17 protein-coding genes are annotated in these 20,232 nt (G+C 27.6%); 8 read left to right on the top strand and 9 right to left on the bottom strand.

The features are described from left to right. Positions 1 to 14: 14 nt before the first annotated feature. Genes rlmB through grpE form a run of 4 tightly spaced genes read right to left on the bottom strand, consistent with a single transcriptional unit; the run spans position 15 to position 4,345 of the window. Positions 15 to 755, bottom strand: a complete 741-nt coding sequence (gene rlmB / locus BLO14_RS01695; RefSeq protein ID WP_091972093.1) for a 23S rRNA (guanosine(2251)-2'-O)-methyltransferase RlmB — start codon at positions 753 to 755, stop codon at positions 15 to 17. A gap of 1 nt (position 756) precedes the next feature. Then, positions 757 to 1,851 (bottom strand): molecular chaperone DnaJ, encoded by a 1,095-nt coding sequence (gene dnaJ / locus BLO14_RS01690; protein ID WP_091972091.1) that lies wholly within the window; start codon positions 1,849 to 1,851, stop codon positions 757 to 759. Next, positions 1,851 to 3,758, bottom strand: coding sequence for a molecular chaperone DnaK (gene dnaK / locus BLO14_RS01685; RefSeq protein ID WP_091972089.1), 1,908 nt, complete (start codon positions 3,756 to 3,758; stop codon positions 1,851 to 1,853). The genes dnaJ and dnaK overlap by 1 nt, the downstream gene beginning before the upstream one ends. 23 nt (positions 3,759 to 3,781) lie before the next feature. Continuing rightward, positions 3,782 to 4,345, bottom strand: coding sequence for a nucleotide exchange factor GrpE (gene grpE / locus BLO14_RS01680; RefSeq protein WP_091972087.1), 564 nt, complete (start codon positions 4,343 to 4,345; stop codon positions 3,782 to 3,784). A gap of 379 nt (positions 4,346 to 4,724) precedes the next feature. On the opposite strand from grpE, the gene nadE reads away from it, so the two are divergent. Then, positions 4,725 to 6,263, top strand: a complete 1,539-nt coding sequence (nadE, locus tag BLO14_RS01675; RefSeq protein WP_091972085.1) for an NAD(+) synthase — start codon at positions 4,725 to 4,727, stop codon at positions 6,261 to 6,263. A 777-nt stretch (positions 6,264 to 7,040) separates the two neighbouring features. Beyond that, positions 7,041 to 7,895, top strand: a complete 855-nt coding sequence (locus BLO14_RS01670) for an inositol monophosphatase family protein (RefSeq protein WP_091972300.1) — start codon at positions 7,041 to 7,043, stop codon at positions 7,893 to 7,895. A gap of 15 nt (positions 7,896 to 7,910) precedes the next feature. On the opposite strand, the gene BLO14_RS01665 is transcribed toward BLO14_RS01670, so the two are convergent. Beyond that, positions 7,911 to 8,333: a hypothetical protein gene (locus tag BLO14_RS01665; protein ID WP_091972083.1), complete on the bottom strand. Its 423-nt coding sequence runs from the start codon at positions 8,331 to 8,333 to the stop codon at positions 7,911 to 7,913. A 111-nt stretch (positions 8,334 to 8,444) separates the two neighbouring features. Between BLO14_RS01665 and BLO14_RS01660 the strand changes: the two genes are divergently transcribed. Together BLO14_RS01660 and BLO14_RS01655 are read left to right on the top strand one after the other, a co-directional pair. After that, positions 8,445 to 10,259 (top strand): hypothetical protein, encoded by a 1,815-nt coding sequence (locus tag BLO14_RS01660; RefSeq protein WP_091972081.1) that lies wholly within the window; start codon positions 8,445 to 8,447, stop codon positions 10,257 to 10,259. Then, positions 10,252 to 11,034, top strand: coding sequence for a type III pantothenate kinase (locus tag BLO14_RS01655; protein WP_091972079.1), 783 nt, complete (start codon positions 10,252 to 10,254; stop codon positions 11,032 to 11,034). Before BLO14_RS01660 ends, BLO14_RS01655 begins: the two co-directional genes overlap by 8 nt. 24 nt (positions 11,035 to 11,058) lie before the next feature. On the opposite strand, the gene BLO14_RS01650 is transcribed toward BLO14_RS01655, so the two are convergent. The 4 genes from BLO14_RS01650 to BLO14_RS01635 form a co-directional block, all read right to left on the bottom strand. Continuing rightward, positions 11,059 to 12,006, bottom strand: a complete 948-nt coding sequence (locus tag BLO14_RS01650) for an aldo/keto reductase (RefSeq protein ID WP_091972077.1) — start codon at positions 12,004 to 12,006, stop codon at positions 11,059 to 11,061. An 87-nt stretch (positions 12,007 to 12,093) separates the two neighbouring features. Continuing rightward, positions 12,094 to 12,903, bottom strand: coding sequence for a TIGR02757 family protein (locus BLO14_RS01645; RefSeq protein WP_091972075.1), 810 nt, complete (start codon positions 12,901 to 12,903; stop codon positions 12,094 to 12,096). Next, positions 12,887 to 13,501, bottom strand: coding sequence for a glucosaminidase domain-containing protein (locus BLO14_RS01640; RefSeq protein ID WP_091972073.1), 615 nt, complete (start codon positions 13,499 to 13,501; stop codon positions 12,887 to 12,889). Before BLO14_RS01640 ends, BLO14_RS01645 begins: the two co-directional genes overlap by 17 nt. Before the next feature lie 2 nt (positions 13,502 to 13,503). Beyond that, a complete protein-coding gene (locus BLO14_RS01635) occupies positions 13,504 to 14,796 on the bottom strand; it encodes a hypothetical protein (RefSeq protein WP_091972071.1) in 1,293 nt (430 codons plus the stop codon). Positions 14,797 to 14,991: 195 nt separating this feature from the next. On the opposite strand from BLO14_RS01635, the gene BLO14_RS01630 reads away from it, so the two are divergent. Genes BLO14_RS01630 through BLO14_RS01615 form a run of 4 tightly spaced genes read left to right on the top strand, consistent with a single transcriptional unit; the run spans position 14,992 to position 20,112 of the window. Beyond that, entirely contained in the window at positions 14,992 to 15,753 is a 762-nt protein-coding gene (locus BLO14_RS01630; protein ID WP_091972070.1) for an MBL fold metallo-hydrolase, read from the top strand. A gap of 20 nt (positions 15,754 to 15,773) precedes the next feature. Then, positions 15,774 to 16,541 (top strand): exodeoxyribonuclease III, encoded by a 768-nt coding sequence (xth, locus tag BLO14_RS01625; protein ID WP_091972068.1) that lies wholly within the window; start codon positions 15,774 to 15,776, stop codon positions 16,539 to 16,541. 15 nt (positions 16,542 to 16,556) lie between these two features. Continuing rightward, on the top strand, positions 16,557 to 17,330 hold the full coding sequence (locus BLO14_RS01620) for a hypothetical protein (RefSeq protein WP_091972066.1): 774 nt from the start codon (positions 16,557 to 16,559) through the stop codon (positions 17,328 to 17,330). Then, entirely contained in the window at positions 17,311 to 20,112 is a 2,802-nt protein-coding gene (locus BLO14_RS01615; RefSeq protein WP_091972064.1) for a M16 family metallopeptidase, read from the top strand. The genes BLO14_RS01620 and BLO14_RS01615 overlap by 20 nt, the downstream gene beginning before the upstream one ends. Positions 20,113 to 20,232: the final 120 nt, after the last annotated feature.

Here is a 20,232-nt window from a genome sequence, read left to right as displayed (position 1 = left end):
ATTTACTTAATCTTTTAGAGTAAATTTAATTGTCTTTTGATTTCAAAGATTAAAATACCCGTGGATACAGAAACATTAAGCGAGTCTATTTTACCACTAGTCGGGATCCTTATTAAAAAATCAGAATTTTCTTTTATTAGCTTGTGCACGCCTTTTCCTTCATTTCCTAAAATGAGTGCAATTTTTTTGTCGTTTATTTTAATTTTGTTTATATCTTGTCCTTTAACGTCACCTGTGTATATCCAAAAGCCATGTTTTTTTAAAAAATTTATTGTGTTGTTTATATTAGTCACTGTTATTTTTTTTACATACTGACTTGCGCCAGAGCTAGTGCGCAAAACTGTCAAATTGTTTTTTGCGCTACGTTTTTGAGTAGTAATTACAAGATCTATACTAAACTGTTCTGCTGTTCTAAGAATTGCTCCAAAGTTTTGGGGGTCTTCTATTTCGTCTAGAAGTAAAATGAAAGCATTTTCTTTTTTTTTAAATGCTTCTAGCAAGTCTTCAAAATCTTTAGCTTGTGTTTTTACATTTTTAATTTTTTCAAGTTTTAATTTTAATGCAAATCCCCTGTGATCTTTGTTTTTAAGAATTTTGTCAAGTTCATTTATGCTTATTCTTATTATTTTTATATTGTGTGTTTTAGCCAGTTTTTCAATTTCTTTAGTTTTTGAACTTTTTTTTGATATATAAAGTTCAAATCCTTTATTGTTTTTTATACTTTCAATTATTGAATTGGCATGAGTTATGTACATATTATACTTTGAGTAAATCTATTTCATCACCATCTCTTAATTCTTTGCTCAAGTTTTCAAAAAGTTTGATAGCATTGGAATTTAAATTTTTAGGTGTTTTTATTTTGGTGATTAATATCAAATTTCCAAATTTTTCAGTTTGAAGAATTGGCATTCCTGCGTTTTTAATTAAAATTTGCTCTTCATTTTCTATTCCTTTTGGAATTTGTATTTTAATCTCTTTTGAAGCGATTGTTTTTATTATTACTTCTTTTCCAAGGGCTGCTTGAGTAAAGCTTACTGGAAGCATTGCGTAGAGATCTTTTCCATTTCTTTTAAATATTTTATGAGATCTTATCAATATTTTTACATAAAGATCACCATATTCTTGGTTGTCTGGATTAACATTCCCTTTGCCTTTCATTTTTATTTGTTGGTTATTATCAATACCTGAAGGAATGTTTAATTGAATAGCTTCTTGTTTTGCAATACTTCCTTTTCCCTTACAAGATTTACAAGGGTTTGATATTATTTTACCTGTGCCGTAGCATTTAGAACATGTTGTTGTAACTCTGAAGAATCCTCCGCCTTGTACTACTCTTCCGCTGCCGTTACACATGTTGCATATCGAAGGACTTGTACCTTTTTCGGATTTTTTTCCAATACAAGAATGGCAGAGTATTTGTCTTGTTATGTTTATATCATTTTTGTAACCAAAGTATGCATTTTCAAGAGATATTTCTATGTTATATCCTAAGTCTTCGCCTTTTGAATGTTTTCTATTTTTTTCTTGTCCTTTGTTCCCAGTGAAAAATGAATCAAAAATATCGCCAAAATCTTCAAAGATGTCTGAAAATCCACTAAATCCACTTGAAAATCCTTCAAATCCTCCTCCTTCAAAAGCGGAATGTCCAAATCTGTCGTATTTGGCTTTTTTATTATCATCTATTAAAATTTCATAAGCTTGAGTAGCTTCTTTAAAGATAGAAGCGGCCTCTTCATTTCCTTGATTTCTGTCAGGGTGATATTTAATTGCTAATTTTCTATAAGCTTTTTTTATTTCATCTTTTGAGGCTCCTTTTGAGAGCCCCAAAATTTCATAATAATCTTTTTTCACTATTTTTTATCCTCGTCAACAACTTCGTAATCAGCTTCTTTTCCCTCTTCGCTTGTATTGTTTTGAGTAGCATTTTCTTGTTGGTTGCTTGCATTTTGTTGGGAAGAATCTTTATACATCATTTCAGCTATCTTGTAAGAAGCTTTTTGAAGTTCTTCTGTTCTAGATTTTATAAGTGAAATGTCTTCTTTTTCAAGACTTTCTTTTAATTCTTTTATTTTATTTTCAATAGCTTCTTTGTCTTCGCTTGAAATTTTTTCAGAATATTCTTTTAATGATTTTTCTGTTTGATAAATTAAAGAATTAGCTGTATTTTTTGTTTCAATATTTTCTTTTAATTTTTTATCTTCTTCTGCATGAGCTTCTGCATCTTTTACCATGCGTTCTATTTCTGATTCAGAGAGCCCCGATGATGATTCAATTCTAATTTTTTGTTCTTTGCCTGTTCCTATATCTTTTGCAGACACATGAACTATTCCATTAGCATCAATGTCAAAACTAACTTCAATTTGAGGTACTCCTCTTGGTGCTGCTGGTATTCCATCAAGTATAAAATTACCAAGTATTCTATTTTGTGCTGCCATTTCACGTTCACCTTGAAGGACTTTGATATCAACAGAGGTTTGATTGTCAGCAGCTGTTGAGAATACTTGACTTTTTTTTGTAGGAATTGTAGTGTTTCGCTCAATAAGTTTGGTCATTACACCACCTAGTGTTTCTATTCCTAGTGAGAGCGGAGTAACGTCAAGAAGTACCATGTCTTTAGTTTCTCCGGTTAAAATACCACCCTGAATAGCAGCCCCAATTGCTACAGCTTCATCTGGATTTACTCCTTTGTTGGGATCTTGTCCGAATATATCTTTTACAATTTTTTGAATAGCAGGAATTCTTGTTGATCCGCCTACAAGTATTACTTCATTAATGTCAGAAGCTTTAAGCCCTGCATCTTTAATAGCTTTAAGGCATGGTTCTTTTGTTTTTTGAACTAAATGGTCTACCATTTGTTCGAATTTTGCTCTTGTTAGAGTGTATTGTAAGTGTTTTGGGCCGTTTGCATCTGCTGTAATAAATGGAAGATTTATAGAAGCCTCTTGAGAGCCTGATAGCTCTATTTTAGCTTTTTCAGCTGCCTCTTTGAGTCTTTGAAGGGCCATTTTGTCGTTTGACAAATCAATAGCGCTTTCTTTTTTGAATTCTGAAATTAAATGCTTTATTATCTCGTCGTCAAAATTGTCACCTCCAAGATGTGTGTCTCCATTGGTTGACTTTACTTCAAAAACACCATCTCCAAGCTCCAGTATTGAAATGTCAAATGTTCCTCCACCAAGGTCGTAAACAGCAACAATCTCTTCGTGTTTTTTTTCAATCCCATAAGCAAGAGCAGCGGCAGTTGGTTCGTTAACGATTCTTTTTACTTCAAGACCCGCTATTTTGCCAGCATCTTTTGTAGCTTGTCTTTGAGCATCGTTAAAGTAAGCAGGAACTGTAATTACAGCTTCTGTAACTTTTTCACCTAAGTAAGCTTCTGCTGTTTCTTTCATTTTTGTAAGAGTTGCTGCTGAGATCTCAGGTGGTGACATTTGCTTTTTTATATTGGAAATGTTTACTCTTGCATCGCCATTTAGTCCCTTTTCTATTTTATAAGGAACCATTTTTATTTCGCTTGCAACCTCTTCAAATCTTCTTCCCATGAATCTTTTAATAGAATAAATTGTGTTTTCAGGGTTTGTAACCATTTGGTTTTTTGCAACTTGTCCTACAAGCCTTTCGCCTTTATTTGTGTATGCAACAATAGACGGAGTAGTTCTTCCTCCTTCTGAATTTTGTATTACAACTGGTTTTCCATGCTCCATTATAGCTACGCATGAATTTGTTGTTCCCAGGTCGATACCTATTATTTTGCCCATATTATAAACCTCCTCTTTTCTAATTAATTTTTACTTTGAGCAACTTTAACTTTAGCTGTTCTTAATATTCTCTCGTTGTAGCAATATCCTTTTTGGTATACTTCTACTATTTCTGGATTTTTAAGATCTTCTTTCTCTTCAATGCTTATTGCTTCATGACGACTTGGATCAAAATTTTCTCCGCTTTCTCCAAATTTTTTTAAATTATATTTTTTATCAAAGATTGATAGTATTTCATTTTCAATCATGCTGATTCCTGTTAATAGGCTGTCAAAATCTTTAGATTTTTTTGAAGAGTTAATAGCCCGTTCTAGGTTATCAAGGAAATTAACGACATCTTTCATTATGGTTTCATTTGCAAATTTAACAAAATTGTCTTTTTCTTTTTCTAATCTTTTTCTGAAGTTTTCGAATTCTGCTTGTTTTCTTAAATACAAATCTTTAAGATTGGAGATTTCATTTTCAAGTTCGGTAATTTTTTTATCAGAATTTGCCAAATCCAAGTTTTCTTTTTTTTGAGATTTTGTATTTTTGTTATCTTGTTTGTTGGTTTTTTCGGTTTCGTTTTTACTTTCTTTTTTTTCCATGTTTCCTCCTTTGATAAAGCATTTTATCTTTAAAAAAAATATTTTACAAATTTTTTTCTTTCTTAAAATTTAGTAAAAATGACTCATTTTGATCATTTGCAAGATATATATTTTTCTTAAGCTTGCAGTAATAGTGTTGTATTGATACATATTGTTATTTAGCAAGATGTTGGTGTGTATTTTTTTGTCAAAATAAAAAATTTTAATTTTTTATTTATCAGAATATTTTTAATACCATTTTTAGATTTTGTTTGTTTTTAGTGCATTTATAGATACTCTTAATTTTTAAGGTATTATTAGAGTGTGGATGAGTATTAATTTTTGCAAAGTTATTAAATGTTTTGTTGTAATTTAATGTGTTATTGCTTATTATTTACCTATGAAAATAAGCATTGCTCAAACTAAATATAGATTTTTAGATTTTGATAAGTGTATTGCCGATTTTAAAATTAATTATGATGAAGCCTTGCTTAGGGGATCAGAAGTTTTAGTTTTTCCTTCTATGTTTTTAAGCAAAATTAAGTATAGCGATTTGTTTGAGTGTTCTAAATATTCTCAAAATATATGTAAGTTCATTGAATTTATGAGAGAACAGGTTAATGATAGTACTTTGATTGTTTTTGGCCATAGTGTTTACAAGGGCGGCAAATTTGTAGATGTTGTTTCTGTTATTAGTAATCATAAAGTGATTCTAAGTGTATCACAATGCAATTTACCCGGGTTTTTTAGTTATAAGAATAAAGTATTTGCTGTATTAAATTTTGAGGATGCTTTACTGTTTAAAGGATTGAATTCTAAATTTGGTGAGGATTTAAAGCAGGCTCAGTATTTAATAATACCGTCTAAATCTTATTTCACTAAGGACAAAAATAATCTTAGGTTAAAATTCTTTGAAAGAGTTGCTGTTGAGAACAACCTGAATGTTGTTTATTCAAATTTTTATGGAGCTGAAGATTCTGCAGTTTATGATGGGTGTAGCTTTTTTATTAATAATTTTGGTAAGGTAAAGCAAGCAAAAGGATTTGAATTTGATTTTATATCTAATGATGCATTTCAAGATTTAAAATTTGATACATGTAATGAGCTTTTTGAAAGAATTATTTTAGCAATATCTTTTGTTTTGAGAGAATATATTTATTTTTCGGGATTTTCTAAGGTGCATTTGGGGTTATCTGGGGGTATTGATTCTGCTCTTGTTGCGTGTCTTGCATGTTTTGCTTTGGGCGCTGAGAATGTTGTTGGAATTTCTATGCCTAGTAAATTTTCAGCATCAGATTCTATTTCTGATGCTAGAGAGCTTTCTAAAAAATTAGGTTTTAAATTGATTGAAATGCCAATAAAAGACTTGTTTGATGTAAGCAGTAGATTTTTTGAAGAGTACTTTGATGTTGAAGGTATTACTGGAGAAAATTTACAAGCTAGGTTAAGAGGGCTTATATTAATGTCTTATAGCAATTCTCAAAATTCTTTGCTTTTAAATACTGGCAATAAAAGTGAGATTGCAGTTGGTTATTGTACCCTTTATGGGGATACTTGTGGGGGACTTGCTTTGATAGGAGATCTTTTTAAGACGGAGGTTTATGATCTTGCTAAGTATATTAATGAAAAGTTTGATCAATACATTATTCCTGTTAATATTATTTTAAAGGAGCCTTCGGCTGAATTAAGGTTTAACCAAAAAGATAGTGATTATCTTCCAAAATATGAGGTTCTTGATGTTATTTTAAATAGATATTTGCTTGGTAATGAATCTGTAGATTCAATTTATCTTCATTTTGAAAAAGGTACGGTTGATAAAGTTTTAAATCTTTATTTTAAAAGTGAATATAAAAGAAGACAAGGAGTTCCTATAGTTAAAGTTTCTAAAAAAACCTTTGGCTTTGAACTTTCAATTCCTATTTTAAATAATATGGTTTGAAATTATGGGCGAGGTTTAATTTTTTAAATTCCTTTTTTTTAAATTTTATTAATAAAAAAAAGCTAGTTATAAGGATTAATAACAAAAGTATTTAAAACTATTATTTAAGAGCAGAAATTGTCTTAAGAGTAATATAATTAAATCTAGTTGGTATTATGTTTAAATTTTACTTGCCAAAAAATTGAAAAACAGCTTTTTTAAGTTCAAATTGAATTTTTACATCTTTAGATAAAGTAGATGAGAAATTTTTAGTTATTATTGTATAAATAATAACTAATTTGAAATTTATCTAATAGGCGAAATATCTATTTATGGCATGGATATGCTTTTTTGTTATTAGTGTGTCAATATTATTAATCTTTATGTTATGACAGCTAGTAAGAATATAAATCCTTTTGAAGTATTAAATTATGTTAATGAGTATTTATTTAATTTATAAGTGATATGTGTATTATATTGTGTTATGGGATTTTTAAATTTGAATCAGAGCATTGTTATTGAAATTGGTAACTATGTATGTTTATTAGGGAAAAGAGTTTGTGTTTGGTAAATTTTCTCAATTTTTGCTATTTATAGAGTTTATGAAATTGAGAAGAAAAAAATGTTAGTATAGATATTTATGATTTTTATATTCTCTTTAGCAAGAGCCATTATAATTTAGAGCATTTTGTTTTAGAGGTTCTTTATGAAAAAATTTTGAATTTGTCAAAGCATAATGCTTGTAGAGATGTTTTTTCAATTTTAGAATTTATTCTTAATAAAAGAGTAGAGACAAAAATGGATTGGGATTTTGAAAAAATTATATTTTTGTTAAATGAGTCAACTAGGCTTGCATTAAGTGGTTGTGCTAAATTAAGTTTAGATTTTAAACCTGATGGGTCTATTGTAACTCAGGTTGATAAGCAAATTGAGCAATTTTTATCTAAAGAAATCAAAAAGCCCGGTAATTTTGTGCTTGGAGAAGAGACAATATCTACTTATGAAGAAGAGTATATCAAAGATGCGCTATTGTCAGAGAGTACTTTTATTATTGATCCGATTGACGGAACTTCTTCTTTTGCTGCAGGTCTTCCTTCATATGGAATATCGCTGGCTTGTGCTAGTGGTGGCAAAATTATTGAAGGAGCTATTTCTCTTCCTTTAAGCGGAGAGTTTTTTATTACTTTTAAAGATAGTGTATTTTATGCTAAAAAAAACATTGGTAGCTATCCTTTAAGAAAAGATTTTAATAAGTTTATTTTTACTAATTCTGAATATTATAATAATCACAGTTTGCTTGCAATTTCAAAGCCTATTATAAGGTCATTTGATCTTAATATTTCTTCTCATGTTCATATTAATGGCTCTTGTGTTTATTCTTTTGCTAAACTTTTTACAGGTTCTTATAAGGCCTATTTTTCTTTTGTGGGACTTTGGGATATTGCAGCATGTTTGGCTATTGGAAATAAATTGGGCATGGTTGGTGAATTTTATTGTGGCAATAAAATGACATTAGATATCTTAGATTCAATGTATATTTTAGAGCCTAGTAACAATAAAAGATGGTCCTTGAAAGATTTTTTTATTTATTCAGATAATAAATCAACAATAGACATTGTAAGAAAAGTCGCTAATAAAAGATTTAATAAGTAAGATATTTGAAAATAATTATTTATTTTTTGCAGTTTTATTGGTGTTAGATTCAATGTAGAGTGTCTTGATTAGCTTGTTTAAGGTCCAGCTTGAAAATTTTATGTAAAGCATTTTAATTGGATTTTTTGTATTTTTTTTAAGCACTTTTAAAGATTCTATATTCATTAAAGCTATTATTTCTTTTAGTGTTTTTGGCAAATTATTGAAAATTTTGGAACCAACCCTATGTCCTTCTAGAATAAAATTTTGAAGAGTTATTTGATCTTTTTTTTGCAGGCGTCTCATATATAACTTTAAAATACGCTCTTGCGATTTCATAATTTCTGAATTAATTTGTTCTTGTTTTTTAGTAATTTTTTTCTTGTTTTCAATAACAGGTTTTTTAGGTAGAGACTTGTAGGGATTTGTTCCCGGAATATAATTTTTAGGAATTTTCATATTTTTTACTCCTATTCGACTAACCAATCAACTAACCTATAATGTTATTATTTTTTTTGTTTTTATGCAATCAATATTGATATTTTGATTTTTTATGATTAGAATCATCATATGAAAGGGTTTTTAAGGTCAGGAGCTTTTAATTTATTGCTTGGTGTTTTAATATTATTTGTTGTTATTTTTCTGCAATTTAGGAATTTAAACTTAAATGTATTTTTTTTAAAAGATATAAAATTAGAAGTAAATAATAAAGTTAAAAATAGTGAATATGTTTTAAATGATATTGTCGTTAATGTTAGGGGACTTAGGATACTTTTGTCCAAACTTAATCCACTTGTTGTTTTAGAAACAGGATTAAATCTGTTGCCTGTCTCTTATAAAGTGCAAGACTCAGGTATTTATGTTTATTTTGAGAAAAATATTTTTCTGGGATTTTTGCTTGATTCAGAAAATAATTTTAGTATTGAATCAAATCTCTCTAAGAGCTTTTTGCTAAGCTATGAAGTTGAAGACCGACATGAAGTTCTATTAGATAAGTCTTCTGTTTCAATAAGACAAGGAGAGAGTTTGGAATATAAAGTCTTTTTAGGAGAAAATGTAAAGATAAGAGAAAAAGATATTTTAATTTCTCCTCAAGCAACATTTAAAATTGGCAATGCTATTTATATTGATTCATTAAAGAAAAATATTTCAAATTCCAGTATAGAAAACAATCAAAGTAAGGTATTAGATCATTCTGTTATGTATTCAAAAATTAAAGAGGTGGATAATAAAACTTTTAATGATACTCTAAATAATTTTAGACAAAGTGCTTATGATTATTGGAACAATCCTGCTAATTTTAATGTTTCAAAGGGGGGTTGGCTTAAATATGATGCTTTTGACTTTGATGAAAATTTAATGGTTTGTTTTTTAGCAGAATCTTTAATGAGAGGAAATCACGAATCAATATTTTTAAAATTGGATTCTTTGTTGGTTAAAAATGAACATAAACTTACTTATTTAAGTTTATGTTATTATGCTAATTCAGATCAAATCGATAAATTTTTTTCTTATTTATCAAGAAATAAAACTTTTATTGATTCTCTTGAGAAAGAAAGACTTATAGTTTATTTAAAGGAAGATCCGTGTCTTTTGGAAAAAATTGCTTTATCTGAAAACGATTCTAAATTAAATGATGCTTTAAATCTTCTCAAAGATTCTAAAAAAATATTAAGTTCTAATTTTGATTTTAGTCAAACTTACAATATTCTTTCTAATTATCTTACTTTTCTTAAGATTAGCAATGATGATTTTGTTTATTTAAGTTTTAAAAAGGAGCTTTATAAATTTGTATTTACTTTATTTGGTGTTACAGATGAAGGAAGAGTGTATATTTTGAATAATAATATTAATTCATCTGATGTTGTTGAGCATGCGTTAAAGATTTCTGGGGTTCTTAAAAAAATAGCATCTTATTTGAGAGATGATTTAATATTAAAGCTTTCATTTAATTTGATTTATTATTTTTTAATAAGTGATTATGTCAAAGTAATTCCTTATGAAAGCTATTATTCTGATATTATTGATAATCAATATATGCCTCAATTTATCTTCATTTCTGGCCATGGATCTATCAGATGGATATATACTGCGTCTAGGATTTTAAATCGTGAAATTACCGATACCAAGGTTGTGGTTAATTTTGATCAAGAGATTAATTATTCAAGCTATATATTTTTTGGAAATATATTAAATCCAACTTTGGTTAGATTTAGAGAAATTGATTGGTTTACAGATTATAAGTTTTATATATATTCTAATGGTTGGAAGTATTACCCCTTGAGTAAAATTTTGGTTATCAAAGCAACGGCTAAACAAAATAAGACTTTTAATCTTTTGTTAAGATTTGACAAAATTGCTAAAAAAATAAATATTTATGAATAAGCTTTTATTATCAGAATTGATAATTGATATTGGAAATACTAGTATTGCTTTTGCCTTATTTGAAGATAATAAAGTTAATTTATTTATTAAAATGAAAACAAATCTTATGTTAAGTTATGATGAGGTTTATGGTTTTTTTGAAGAAAATTTTGATTTTAATGTAAATCAAATTTTTATAAGTAGTGTTGTTCCTGTTCTTAACGGAATATTTGAAAAGGTCGTTTTTTCTTTTTTTAAGATAAGATCCTTGTTTATTAGCTTTGATTTAAATTATAACTTAACATTTAATCCCTACAAAAGTGGTAAATTTTTATTAGGTTCAGACGTTTTTGCCAATCTTGTTGCGGCTATTGAAAATTATTCATTGGAAAATGTTTTGGTAGTGGATCTTGGAACAGCTTGTACCATTTTTGCCATTAGTAGGCATGATGGAATACTTGGTGGTCTTATTAATTCTGGTCCTTTGATAAATTTTAATTCTTTATTAGATAATGCCTATCTTTTGAAGAGGTTTCCCATTAGCACCCCAAGTAATCTTTTAGAGAAAACTACATCTGGAAGCGTAAACAGCGGTTTATTTTATCAATATAAGTATTTAATAGAAGGTGTTTATCGCGATATTAAAAGGATGTATAAAAAAGAATTCAATTTGATAATTACTGGGGGTAATGCGAGTCTACTTTTGCCATTAATTGAGATAGATTTTATTTTTAATATTTATTTAACTGTAGAGGGCATTAGAATTTTAGGAAATTCTAATGCCCTCTACAGTTAAATAAATATTAGTTTTTATAATTTTTCAAATTTTTTTGTTAAATAAATTTGAAAAATTATTTGTTAGATGATTAAAATCATCTAAGATTGATGTAATCTCTTTGTGTACTTTGTCATTAATTTCTACTTTAAATGAATTAAAGTTTGATTCTACATGATTTTCTTTGCTGAAGCCCACTATAAATCCGCTTAATTTTGTTTTTTTAAGCCATGAATATGTTAGTTCTAAAATTGTTAAATTATTTCTCTTTGCTATCTTTTCAAGTTTATTTATGGTTTTTAAAGTATAAGGCCAAATTTCTTTTTTAAAAAGTACCAATTTTTCTGTTATGTTATTATTAAATTTGTTTTTGTCTTTTATATTAGTTTTAGATAAAAGTCCTTGAGCAATTGTTGAATATGATATGGTAGCAATATTGTTGTCTTCGCAGTAAGGAATTACATCTTTTTCTTTATTTCTAAATAGGGGGTTGTATCCTATTTGGTTTACGTCAATTTTGCAAACTTTTTTTATGCTTTCCATGTGAGATATTTCAAAATTACTTACACCTACATATTTTATTTTTTCTTTTGCTCTCATTTCTTCAAGAAATGATGCGATTGGTCTTAGGTCAAAATCGTTTTTAGGCCAGTGTATATAGTAAATATCTATATAATCAGTTTTTAAATTTTGAAGACTTTCATTGAAGTTCTTTGCATATTCTGAAATTTCCATTGGATAGCATTTACTTGCAATTAAAATATTTTCTCTTATTGTTGGATTCTCCGATATTATTTCGCCAATTATTTTTTCTGAAATTCCATTCCCATAAGCTCTTGCAGTATCAATATTCCTAATCCCGTGATCATATGCTTTTTTTAATATTTTTTTGGCGGTTTCTTTTTCAACTTGTTTAAAATATCCTCCTCCAAATTGCCAAGACCCCAAAATTAATTTGCTATAAGCATTTATTTTGTCTTTAAGGTTGTTCACTGATTCTCCTTTTTATTTTATGATAAATTGGTATTTTTATTTTAATGATTTGAGTATCTTTTATTTTAAAGGTTTTGTACTCAAATTTTATAGTTTATCAATATTTTTTAGTAATTTTTCTTTATTAAAATCTCTATTTATTCCAAATCTGGTTAAAGAGAAATCGTATTTTACAGGATCTTCTTTATTTTCTTTTGAAAAATAGCTTGTAATTTTTATTGCTTTTTTAAGATTTACGTTTTTTATTTCTTTGATTTTAAATAGTTTTGAGGCAATGCTTGTCATATGTGTATCCATTGGTACTATAAGCTTATTGGGATTGAATTTGTTCCAAATGCCCAAATCGACATCATCTTTGCGTATCATCCATCTTAAGAATAAAAAAAGTCTTTTACAAGAACTTCCCTTTGAAGGTTTTGGAAGTAGTATCCCAAATTCTCTTCCGTTTATTTTTTCCATATGCTTTATTAATTTATCTATACTAAGTATAAAATTTTGGTTTTTGTAATAAATACTGTAAAGAAGATTTTCAAGTGTATGATACTGTTCTTTTATTATTTTTAAGGTGCATAGTAGTCTTACAATGTCTTCTTCTTTAAAAAATCTATAAACAAATCCTTTAAATATGTCTTTTAAGTCTTTTTCATTGACTAGCTTAAGGCTCTCGGAAGGGGATTTGCCAAGTGGTTTGAGTATTTTCTCTATTGCTTCTAAAATTTTTTCTACCCTTCCAAGTGACAATGAAGAACTAATTAGGCCTACAAGCTCAATGTCTTCTTTTTTTTCATACTTGTATAAAAATTCTAAAGGATCAGGATGTATAAATTTTTTTTTATTGTATTTTGAGTATATCTCTTCTAGAAAATAATATAGTGAGCTTTTAGCTTTTATTTGCATTATTATATTCTAATATTTCTAATAATATTTTTTTAAGCTTTTTATCGTAAAATTTGTCTTTTGCCCATTTTCCAGTCAAATCATATATTGTTGGAGCAGAACCTCTTTTAACAAGGTAAAATCTAGGGTCAACCACACTTGAGTTGATATTTTGTTTTGATGCATAAGCTTTTAAATGTTGAATATGAGCTTTAATTCCTTCTTTAATATTGGGAAAAGAATTTCCTTTTGTAAGATTATTAGTAGCGCCTATTCCTGAGAAATTGTGTTGTTCTTTTGATACTATCCCATTAAATTTTAGAGCCCCTGTTTCTAGTAGCATTTGAGCATATGCAATGTCGTAATTAATCCCTTCAATCAAAGATTCGTCTATATAGGTTTTAGCTATATTATTTACATAATCTTTGTCAAGATCTGGATTTATTTCTAGAGTATATTTTACAAGGTCTTCTAATTGAGCTTTTCCCCTACTTATTAAAAAGGGAATATACTTTTCTTTTTGTATTTTAGTACTTATTTCGATTACCTCTTCATTACTATGAGCTTTATTTGTTAGAAAGATATTGATCATTGCAAATAGCAAGAATTTTTTTATCATTATTATTTTTCCTCTTCAATAAATTTATTAATTTCAGCAACTATAGAGTTGAATTTTGATAGCATTGATTTTTTGTTTTTTAAAAAATTAAAACTTTTTAAATAGTTTCTGCTAAAAATAAGATCAGAAATTTCTGCAATATTACTTATGTTTATTAGCTTTATAGAATTTGTATTATTAACTCTTGTATGGAGCTCTTTTTCATTTTCTTTTAGAATTAGTTGTAAGTTTTTTAAATTTCTTATTGTTTGTGGTTTTCCCCCTATATTGATATATTTTGCTATGTTTGTGTTTTTTGTAATGATAAAATTAGCAATATTTGCTTGATTTCCTAGTGTAATTAACGTTAGTTTATTAAGGTTCATTTTAGAATTTAAAAATTTTAAATTTTGGCTTGATTTTGCTAGTTCAATAATGTTTTGAATATCATCTTCAGTAGATGTGATATCAGCTTTTTCATTAAAGATATTGACTGGTTCAATTAAATAGCTAATGCTTTTGTTGATTACATAGCTAAATATACTTTTATTGCTATTTTTAATAAAATCGTAACTTTTCATATGTTTGTATTTTGGTGAATACAAATAAACAATTTTTCCTTTCTTAACAAGCTTGCTAATTAGGGATTTGAACATTGAATCGTGAGAATAATAAGGAAGTATAATTAAGATAGAATCATATAGTTTTTGGTTATTACTAATAAAGGCTTCTTTGTATATATTATTCTGTTTTGGTAAATAGTTCATTTCATTTATGAAAAAAGGATTAAATTCATACAAAAGAAATGGATTTTGTTTTTTAAGGCCTAATGTTGAGCTTACAGGATACCAAATCGATAAGTTTAAATCATTTTTGTGATCTTTAATTCTTATGAATCCAATTTTATAGCTATTGCCTTCATCTTTGGGGTAATTTACAAAAAGTGCCAAGTATGAAAAAATGGTTGCAATAATAACGGTTAAAATAGTGGGCATTACAAGTATTGTTTTTAGCAAGATTGAAAGAAATATTCTTTTTGATTCCTTTATAAGCTTGCTCTTAGTTCTTCTTCTTCTATTTATTATTGTCTTTATGTTTTTAAAGAAGATGATTATCATAAAGATTAAGAATATACTGCCAATATATAGCATTAATGGATTGATTTCTGTAAAGTATAAAGTTATTACAAAAAACGCACCTGGGAATATTATGAAATAGTCTTCATAAGTAAATTCTTTTTTAAAGTTAAATAAATTTACTATTAAAAATATGCTAAAGCTGGTTAAGAAAATGAGTTCATAAATTTGCGTATCCATAAAAATAATTTTTCCTTAAATAATTATAAGCATAAAAGCATTTTTTCCAAAATAGTTTACAGAATTGCTTATTAAATAGTGTTAATTTAATTTTAGATGTAAGGCGAAGGCTCTTTGATTAAGAGAGTTTATTTTTGTTTAATATAAAATATTGTGTTAAAATAGAGTATGTTTACAGGCGAAAGGTAGTAACATATGGTCGGGACCTTTTTGGGAACTGGTGCTTCAAGTGGTGTTCCTATGTTGAATTGTAGCTGTAGAGTCTGTACTTCAAGTTTTAGCAAAAATAAAAGATTGAGAAGTTCTTTTTTTCTTAAGGTATCTTCTGATATTAAATTGTTGATTGATACAGGGCCTGATATTAGGCAACAACTTTTAAGAGAGAATGTAGATAAGCTTGATTTGGTGCTTTACACCCATGAACATTATGATCATATTATGGGTTTTGATGACATTAAGTTTTATACACGAGATGCTTCTTTAAATATTTATGCTAGAGATACTACTATGGTTCACATAGTGAATGCTTTTTCGCATAATTTTTCATCCAAACCCTCTGTAAGTGGAAAGGCAAATGTTATTCCCAATGTTATTAGAGATTTTGAGCCCATTTTTTTTAAAGATTTAAAGATAGTCCCAATTCCTTTGATTCACGGAGAGATAGTTAGTTTAGGTTATAGGATAGGAAATTTAGCTTATCTTACTGATGTTAAATTTATTCCTGAAGTGTCTTATGATTATTTAAAAAATTTAGATCTACTTATAATAGATGCTATGAGGATTAAGCCTCATCCTGCGCATCTAAATTTTTCAGAGGCTATTTGTGAGGTTAAAAAAATCAATCCTAAAATTTCTTACTTTACGCATATTGCACACGATATAATGCATGAGGAATTTGATTATTTAGAAAAAGATAATATCTATTTAGCTTATGATGGATTAAAGATTTATGTTTGATTTAAATTTAGAGAGGATTTATGAAATTAATTTCATGGAATGTAAATGGAATTAGATCTGTTTTAAAGAAAGGTTTTCTTGAGGTTGTAAGAGAATATACTCCAGATATTTTATGTGTTCAAGAAACCAGAGCTTTAAAAGATCAGTTGCCAAAGGATTTAATTCTTGAAAATTATTATTCTTACTTTTCAAAGTCAAAGATTAAAGGCTATAGTGGCGTTTGTATTTACTCCAAAGTTAAACCTATTGCTGTAAACTTACTTGGAAAAGAAATTTTTGACAATGAAGGTAGAGGCCTTATAGCATACTACGATAATTTTGTATTGATTAACGGTTATTTTCCTAATTCTCAAGCTTTAAGAAGAAGACTTGTTTATAAACTTGATTTTTTATCTTATGTTGAGAATCTTATGGATTCTTTTGTAAATGGCGGAAAAAATGTGGTAATTTGTGGTGATTTTAATATTGCCCATACCGAGATTGACCTTATAAATCCTGATTCTAATAGAGACTCTCCCGGATATTATATTGAAGAAACAACTTGGCTAGATAGTTTTTTGAACAAAGGATATGTGGATACATTTAGGATATTTAATAAGGAACCCGGTTGTTATACTTGGTGGAGCTATAGGACAAGGGCCAGGGAGAGAAATATGGGCTGGAGAATTGATTATTTTGTTGTTAATGAATTTTTTAAGAGAAATGTTAAAAAATCTCTAATTTTAGACAAAGTAATGGGAAGTGATCATTGTCCTGTTTTTTTAGAGTTGTCTGATGTAGTTAGTTAAAGGGAGGAAGCTAGATTGAAAAAAAACATTGCAATTTTTTATTTAATATTTAGTTTTACTTTTGGTTTTGGTATTGATTTAAATGATTTTAGTTTTTATCGTAGCCTTGAAAAGGAAGAATTGATGTTTCTTATTAATTTGCTAAAAAGAGAGCAACTTACTTTGGTAAATAGTTGTGCTTTAGAATATATTGAATTAGCTTATAAGGCGTTAAAGGAAAAAAATATAAATTCATTATTAAAGAATGACAAAGAATTAGCAGTAGATAATAATATTAGACATTCAATACAATCTAAGGTTTATAACAATGCAAGGCTAATCTTTAATGCTACAAAGGATTTAAATACTTTGGTTTATATTAGTAAGGATGGCTTTTTAAAGACTTTAGATGGAAGAAATGTAGGTGTTAAGGATAATAAATTTATTATTTTAGATTCTTTTTTGAATAACGACTTTTATGATAATGTGCCAAGAGAATATACTACTATTGAAATTTATAATAAAAGCATTTTAATGCCCAATTTAAATAAATTTCTTCTAGATAAGCGTTTAAATCCTTTCGTTTATCTAGAAGATTTAAATAAAAACGTTTACTTAAATGATATTCCAAAATTAAGCAAAGAAGAGTTGTTGTTTTTATTTTATGAACTATTTCCAGTTTCTAAGCTAAAGAGTTTAAAAGATTGGAATGATTTTGGATTTTCATCTATTTTCAAAGCGTTGAATAAAGTTTATTCTGAAAAAATAAATTCAAGAAGAGGGAGTGCAAATGAATTATCAAAGAATTAAAAATTATTGTAAATTTACAAGTGTTTTTCTATTTTTTTTGTTTTCTTGTGTTTCTAATGAGTTAAAGCTAGATAAAAGTTTGGTAAAGGGTAAACTTATTAATGGACTAAGGTATTATATTTATAAAAATCAAACCCCAAAGAATGCTGTTAATATGGGAATTGTTTTTAATGTAGGCTCTCTTAATGAAGAAGATAATGAGAGAGGCATGGCTCATTATCTTGAACATATGGCTTTTAATGGTACAAAAGATTATCCAGGGAATTCTATTGTTGATGTTCTTAAGAAATTTGGAATGCAATTTGGTGCTGATATTAATGCTGCTACTAGTTTTGATTTTACTTATTATAGACTTGATTTGTCAGATGCTAATAATAAAGATGAAATTGATGAATCTATAAATATTTTGAGAAACTGGGCTTCTCAAATCAGTTTTATGAAAGAAGAAATAGAGCTGGAGCGTAATATTATTATTGAGGAAAAAAAGCTTGGCGAAACTTATCCTAGAAGGATTTATGAAAAAATGTATAAGTTTTTAGCAAGTGGAAGTATTTATGAATTTAGAAATCCTATTGGACTTGAAGAGCAGATTTTATCTTTTCAGCCAGAAGATTTCAAGAAATTTTATCGAAAGTGGTATAGGCCAGAACTTGCAAGTGTTATTGTGGTAGGAGATATTGATCCTAGAGAAATTGAAGAGAAAATAAAGAAACAATTTATTTCTTGGAAAAATCCAACTGATAAAATTAAAGAGGTAAAAGCAAGTTTAGATGTAAAGTTTAAGGATAAGTTTTTACTTTTAGAAGATTTGGAAGTAGGAGAGCCTTGTTTGATGTTTTTCAAAAAGGAAATTGTTAACTTTGTTCAAACTAAAGCTGATGTTTTAGTCGATGTTAAAAGGTCTTTATTGGCTGCTCTTTTTGAAAATAGATTTTCTGAGTTAAAGACTGATGGGGTAAGGCATTTTAAAAATGTTTCAAATAAAGATTTTTTTTCATTTAAATCAGATAACAATAATATTCTTACAAGATCGATTTCCTTAAACTTTAATACAGCTTATTTGAAAGAAGGAATAGAAGATTTTTTTTATGAGCTTGAGAGAATAAGAAAATTTGGATTTACCCAGGGTGAGTTTGAAAAAGTTAGATCTCAATTTTTCAAATTTTTAGGGTTAAGGAAAAAGAATGTAAGTAAAACAAATTCACAGGCTATTTTTCAAGATTTAATAGAAATTGCTGTCAATAGTTCTAATAAATTCGATATGATTGAATATTGCGATCTTTATGGTCAATATTTGGAAAAAATTGATTTAAAAACAATAAACAATCTTGTAGGAAGAGAATTTGATGTGAAAAATTGTGCAATTTTTTATTCTTATTCTGGAGGAATACATCCTACTTTGGCTTTTGAAGATATTGATAATCTTCAAAAGATAGCTTTAAAAAGAAAGTTTAAGCCTTATGAGAATTCTTCAATTGAAGGTAAATTTTTTAAGAAGTCTTTAGATAATAAAGATATTGTTAGAGAAAATGAGTTTGAAAATGAAATTTCATCATTTGTTCTTGAAAATGGGGTTGAAGTTTATTTTAAATATAATGATCAAAAAAAGGATGTAATCGATTTTAGAGCAACTTCTTGGGGTGGTTTAATCAATGAAGATTTAAAACTTATTCCTGTTTTAACTTTTGCGCCCGGGGTAGTATCTGGTTCAGGGTATGGTGATTATTCTGCATTAGAGATTGAAAGATATTTATCAGATAAAGCTGTTTCTTTAAGCGTTAGTGTTGGAGCTCAAGAATCATATATTGTTGGAAGTTCAGATAAAAAAGATCTTGAAACTCTTTTTGAGCTTATATATTTTACTTTTAAGGAACCCAAGATTGATGATGTTTTTTTGCAAAATGCTATTAATAATATAAAAGAATTAATAAAGAGCAATGAAAATAGTTCCAATTATCATTTTAAAAAAGCTATTAGTAAATTTTTAAACAATAATGATCCTAGATTTGAAGATGCAAAAGATAGTGATTTACAGTATTTTACAAAAGAAAATATTTTGTCTTTTTATAAAAAAAGATTTACTTATGCAAACAATTTTAAGTTTGTCTTTGTTGGAGACTCGAATATTCAGACAATAAAAGATTATTCAAAGAAATATTTGGGTAATCTTGACTTTAAAAAAATAAGCGAGTATAAAGATTTAGATTATTCTTACAGTAAAAATTTTAATAAAATAGTTGTAAGGAAGGGAAAAAATTCAACTAGCTTTGCTTATGTGGTTTATCCTTTTAAATTTAATTATTTAGCAGAGACCTCATTAAATTTAAATGCTTTAGCTGATCTTTTAACAGATGGCCTTGTAAAGAATATTAGAGAAAAAATGTCTAGTGTTTATGCAATTCAAGCTTCTTTTGACGCTAATATAAGGAAAAATGTAGATTCTGATGGTATTTTGTCTATTTTTTTTACTACTGAGCCTAAAGAGTTGGATAATGTTTTAAATTCTATTAATCGCTATATGATTGAAAGGCAAAAAATAGATTTTGATGATAAAGATTTTTCTTATGTTAAGAAAAATTATATTAAAAATACAAAGATAAATTCAGAGAAGAATAGTTATTGGATTTCAAATATATTAGCATCATTATCCTGGTATGGGGTATTTAAAAATAATTTTGGTGTTAAGTTTATAGAGACGAATTTAAACAAAGATTTGATAAACGAATTTTTTAAGAAAATTAACCTTGGTGAAAGAGCAGAGATATTATTAATACCAGAATAGCTTATTCTTATTTAAAGGAGCATTTCCACTTTTTAGTTCTACTAGAAAGTGGAAATGTTGAATATAATTTTTTCTTAACAAGACATCCTCTAGGGGAATCGAACCCCTCTTGCCAGGATG

The sequence above is a fragment of the Borreliella japonica genome (assembly GCF_900099615.1).
GTDB lineage: Bacteria > Spirochaetota > Spirochaetia > Borreliales > Borreliaceae > Borreliella > Borreliella japonica.
The sequence above is the reverse complement of the archived record's forward strand: the minus strand, read 5'-3'. Positions and strand labels throughout refer to the sequence as shown.

What these genes read in the sequence shown, in the direction of transcription:
- rlmB (WP_091972093.1), bottom strand. Translation starts at nt 755, where the DNA reads ATGTACATAACTCATGCCAATTCAATAATTGAAAGTATAAAAAACAAT.
- dnaK (WP_091972089.1), bottom strand. Translation starts at nt 3,758, where the DNA reads ATGGGCAAAATAATAGGTATCGACCTGGGAACAACAAATTCATGCGTA.
- grpE (WP_091972087.1), bottom strand. Translation starts at nt 4,345, where the DNA reads ATGGAAAAAAAAGAAAGTAAAAACGAAACCGAAAAAACCAACAAACAA.
- nadE (WP_091972085.1), top strand. Translation starts at nt 4,725, where the DNA reads ATGAAAATAAGCATTGCTCAAACTAAATATAGATTTTTAGATTTTGAT.
- BLO14_RS01670 (WP_091972300.1), top strand. Translation starts at nt 7,041, where the DNA reads ATGGATTGGGATTTTGAAAAAATTATATTTTTGTTAAATGAGTCAACT.
- BLO14_RS01665 (WP_091972083.1), bottom strand. Translation starts at nt 8,333, where the DNA reads ATGAAAATTCCTAAAAATTATATTCCGGGAACAAATCCCTACAAGTCT.
- BLO14_RS01660 (WP_091972081.1), top strand. Translation starts at nt 8,445, where the DNA reads ATGAAAGGGTTTTTAAGGTCAGGAGCTTTTAATTTATTGCTTGGTGTT.
- BLO14_RS01655 (WP_091972079.1), top strand. Translation starts at nt 10,252, where the DNA reads ATGAATAAGCTTTTATTATCAGAATTGATAATTGATATTGGAAATACT.
- BLO14_RS01645 (WP_091972075.1), bottom strand. Translation starts at nt 12,903, where the DNA reads ATGCAAATAAAAGCTAAAAGCTCACTATATTATTTTCTAGAAGAGATA.
- BLO14_RS01640 (WP_091972073.1), bottom strand. Translation starts at nt 13,501, where the DNA reads ATGATAAAAAAATTCTTGCTATTTGCAATGATCAATATCTTTCTAACA.
- BLO14_RS01635 (WP_091972071.1), bottom strand. Translation starts at nt 14,796, where the DNA reads ATGGATACGCAAATTTATGAACTCATTTTCTTAACCAGCTTTAGCATA.
- BLO14_RS01630 (WP_091972070.1), top strand. Translation starts at nt 14,992, where the DNA reads ATGGTCGGGACCTTTTTGGGAACTGGTGCTTCAAGTGGTGTTCCTATG.
- xth (WP_091972068.1), top strand. Translation starts at nt 15,774, where the DNA reads ATGAAATTAATTTCATGGAATGTAAATGGAATTAGATCTGTTTTAAAG.
- BLO14_RS01615 (WP_091972064.1), top strand. Translation starts at nt 17,311, where the DNA reads ATGAATTATCAAAGAATTAAAAATTATTGTAAATTTACAAGTGTTTTT.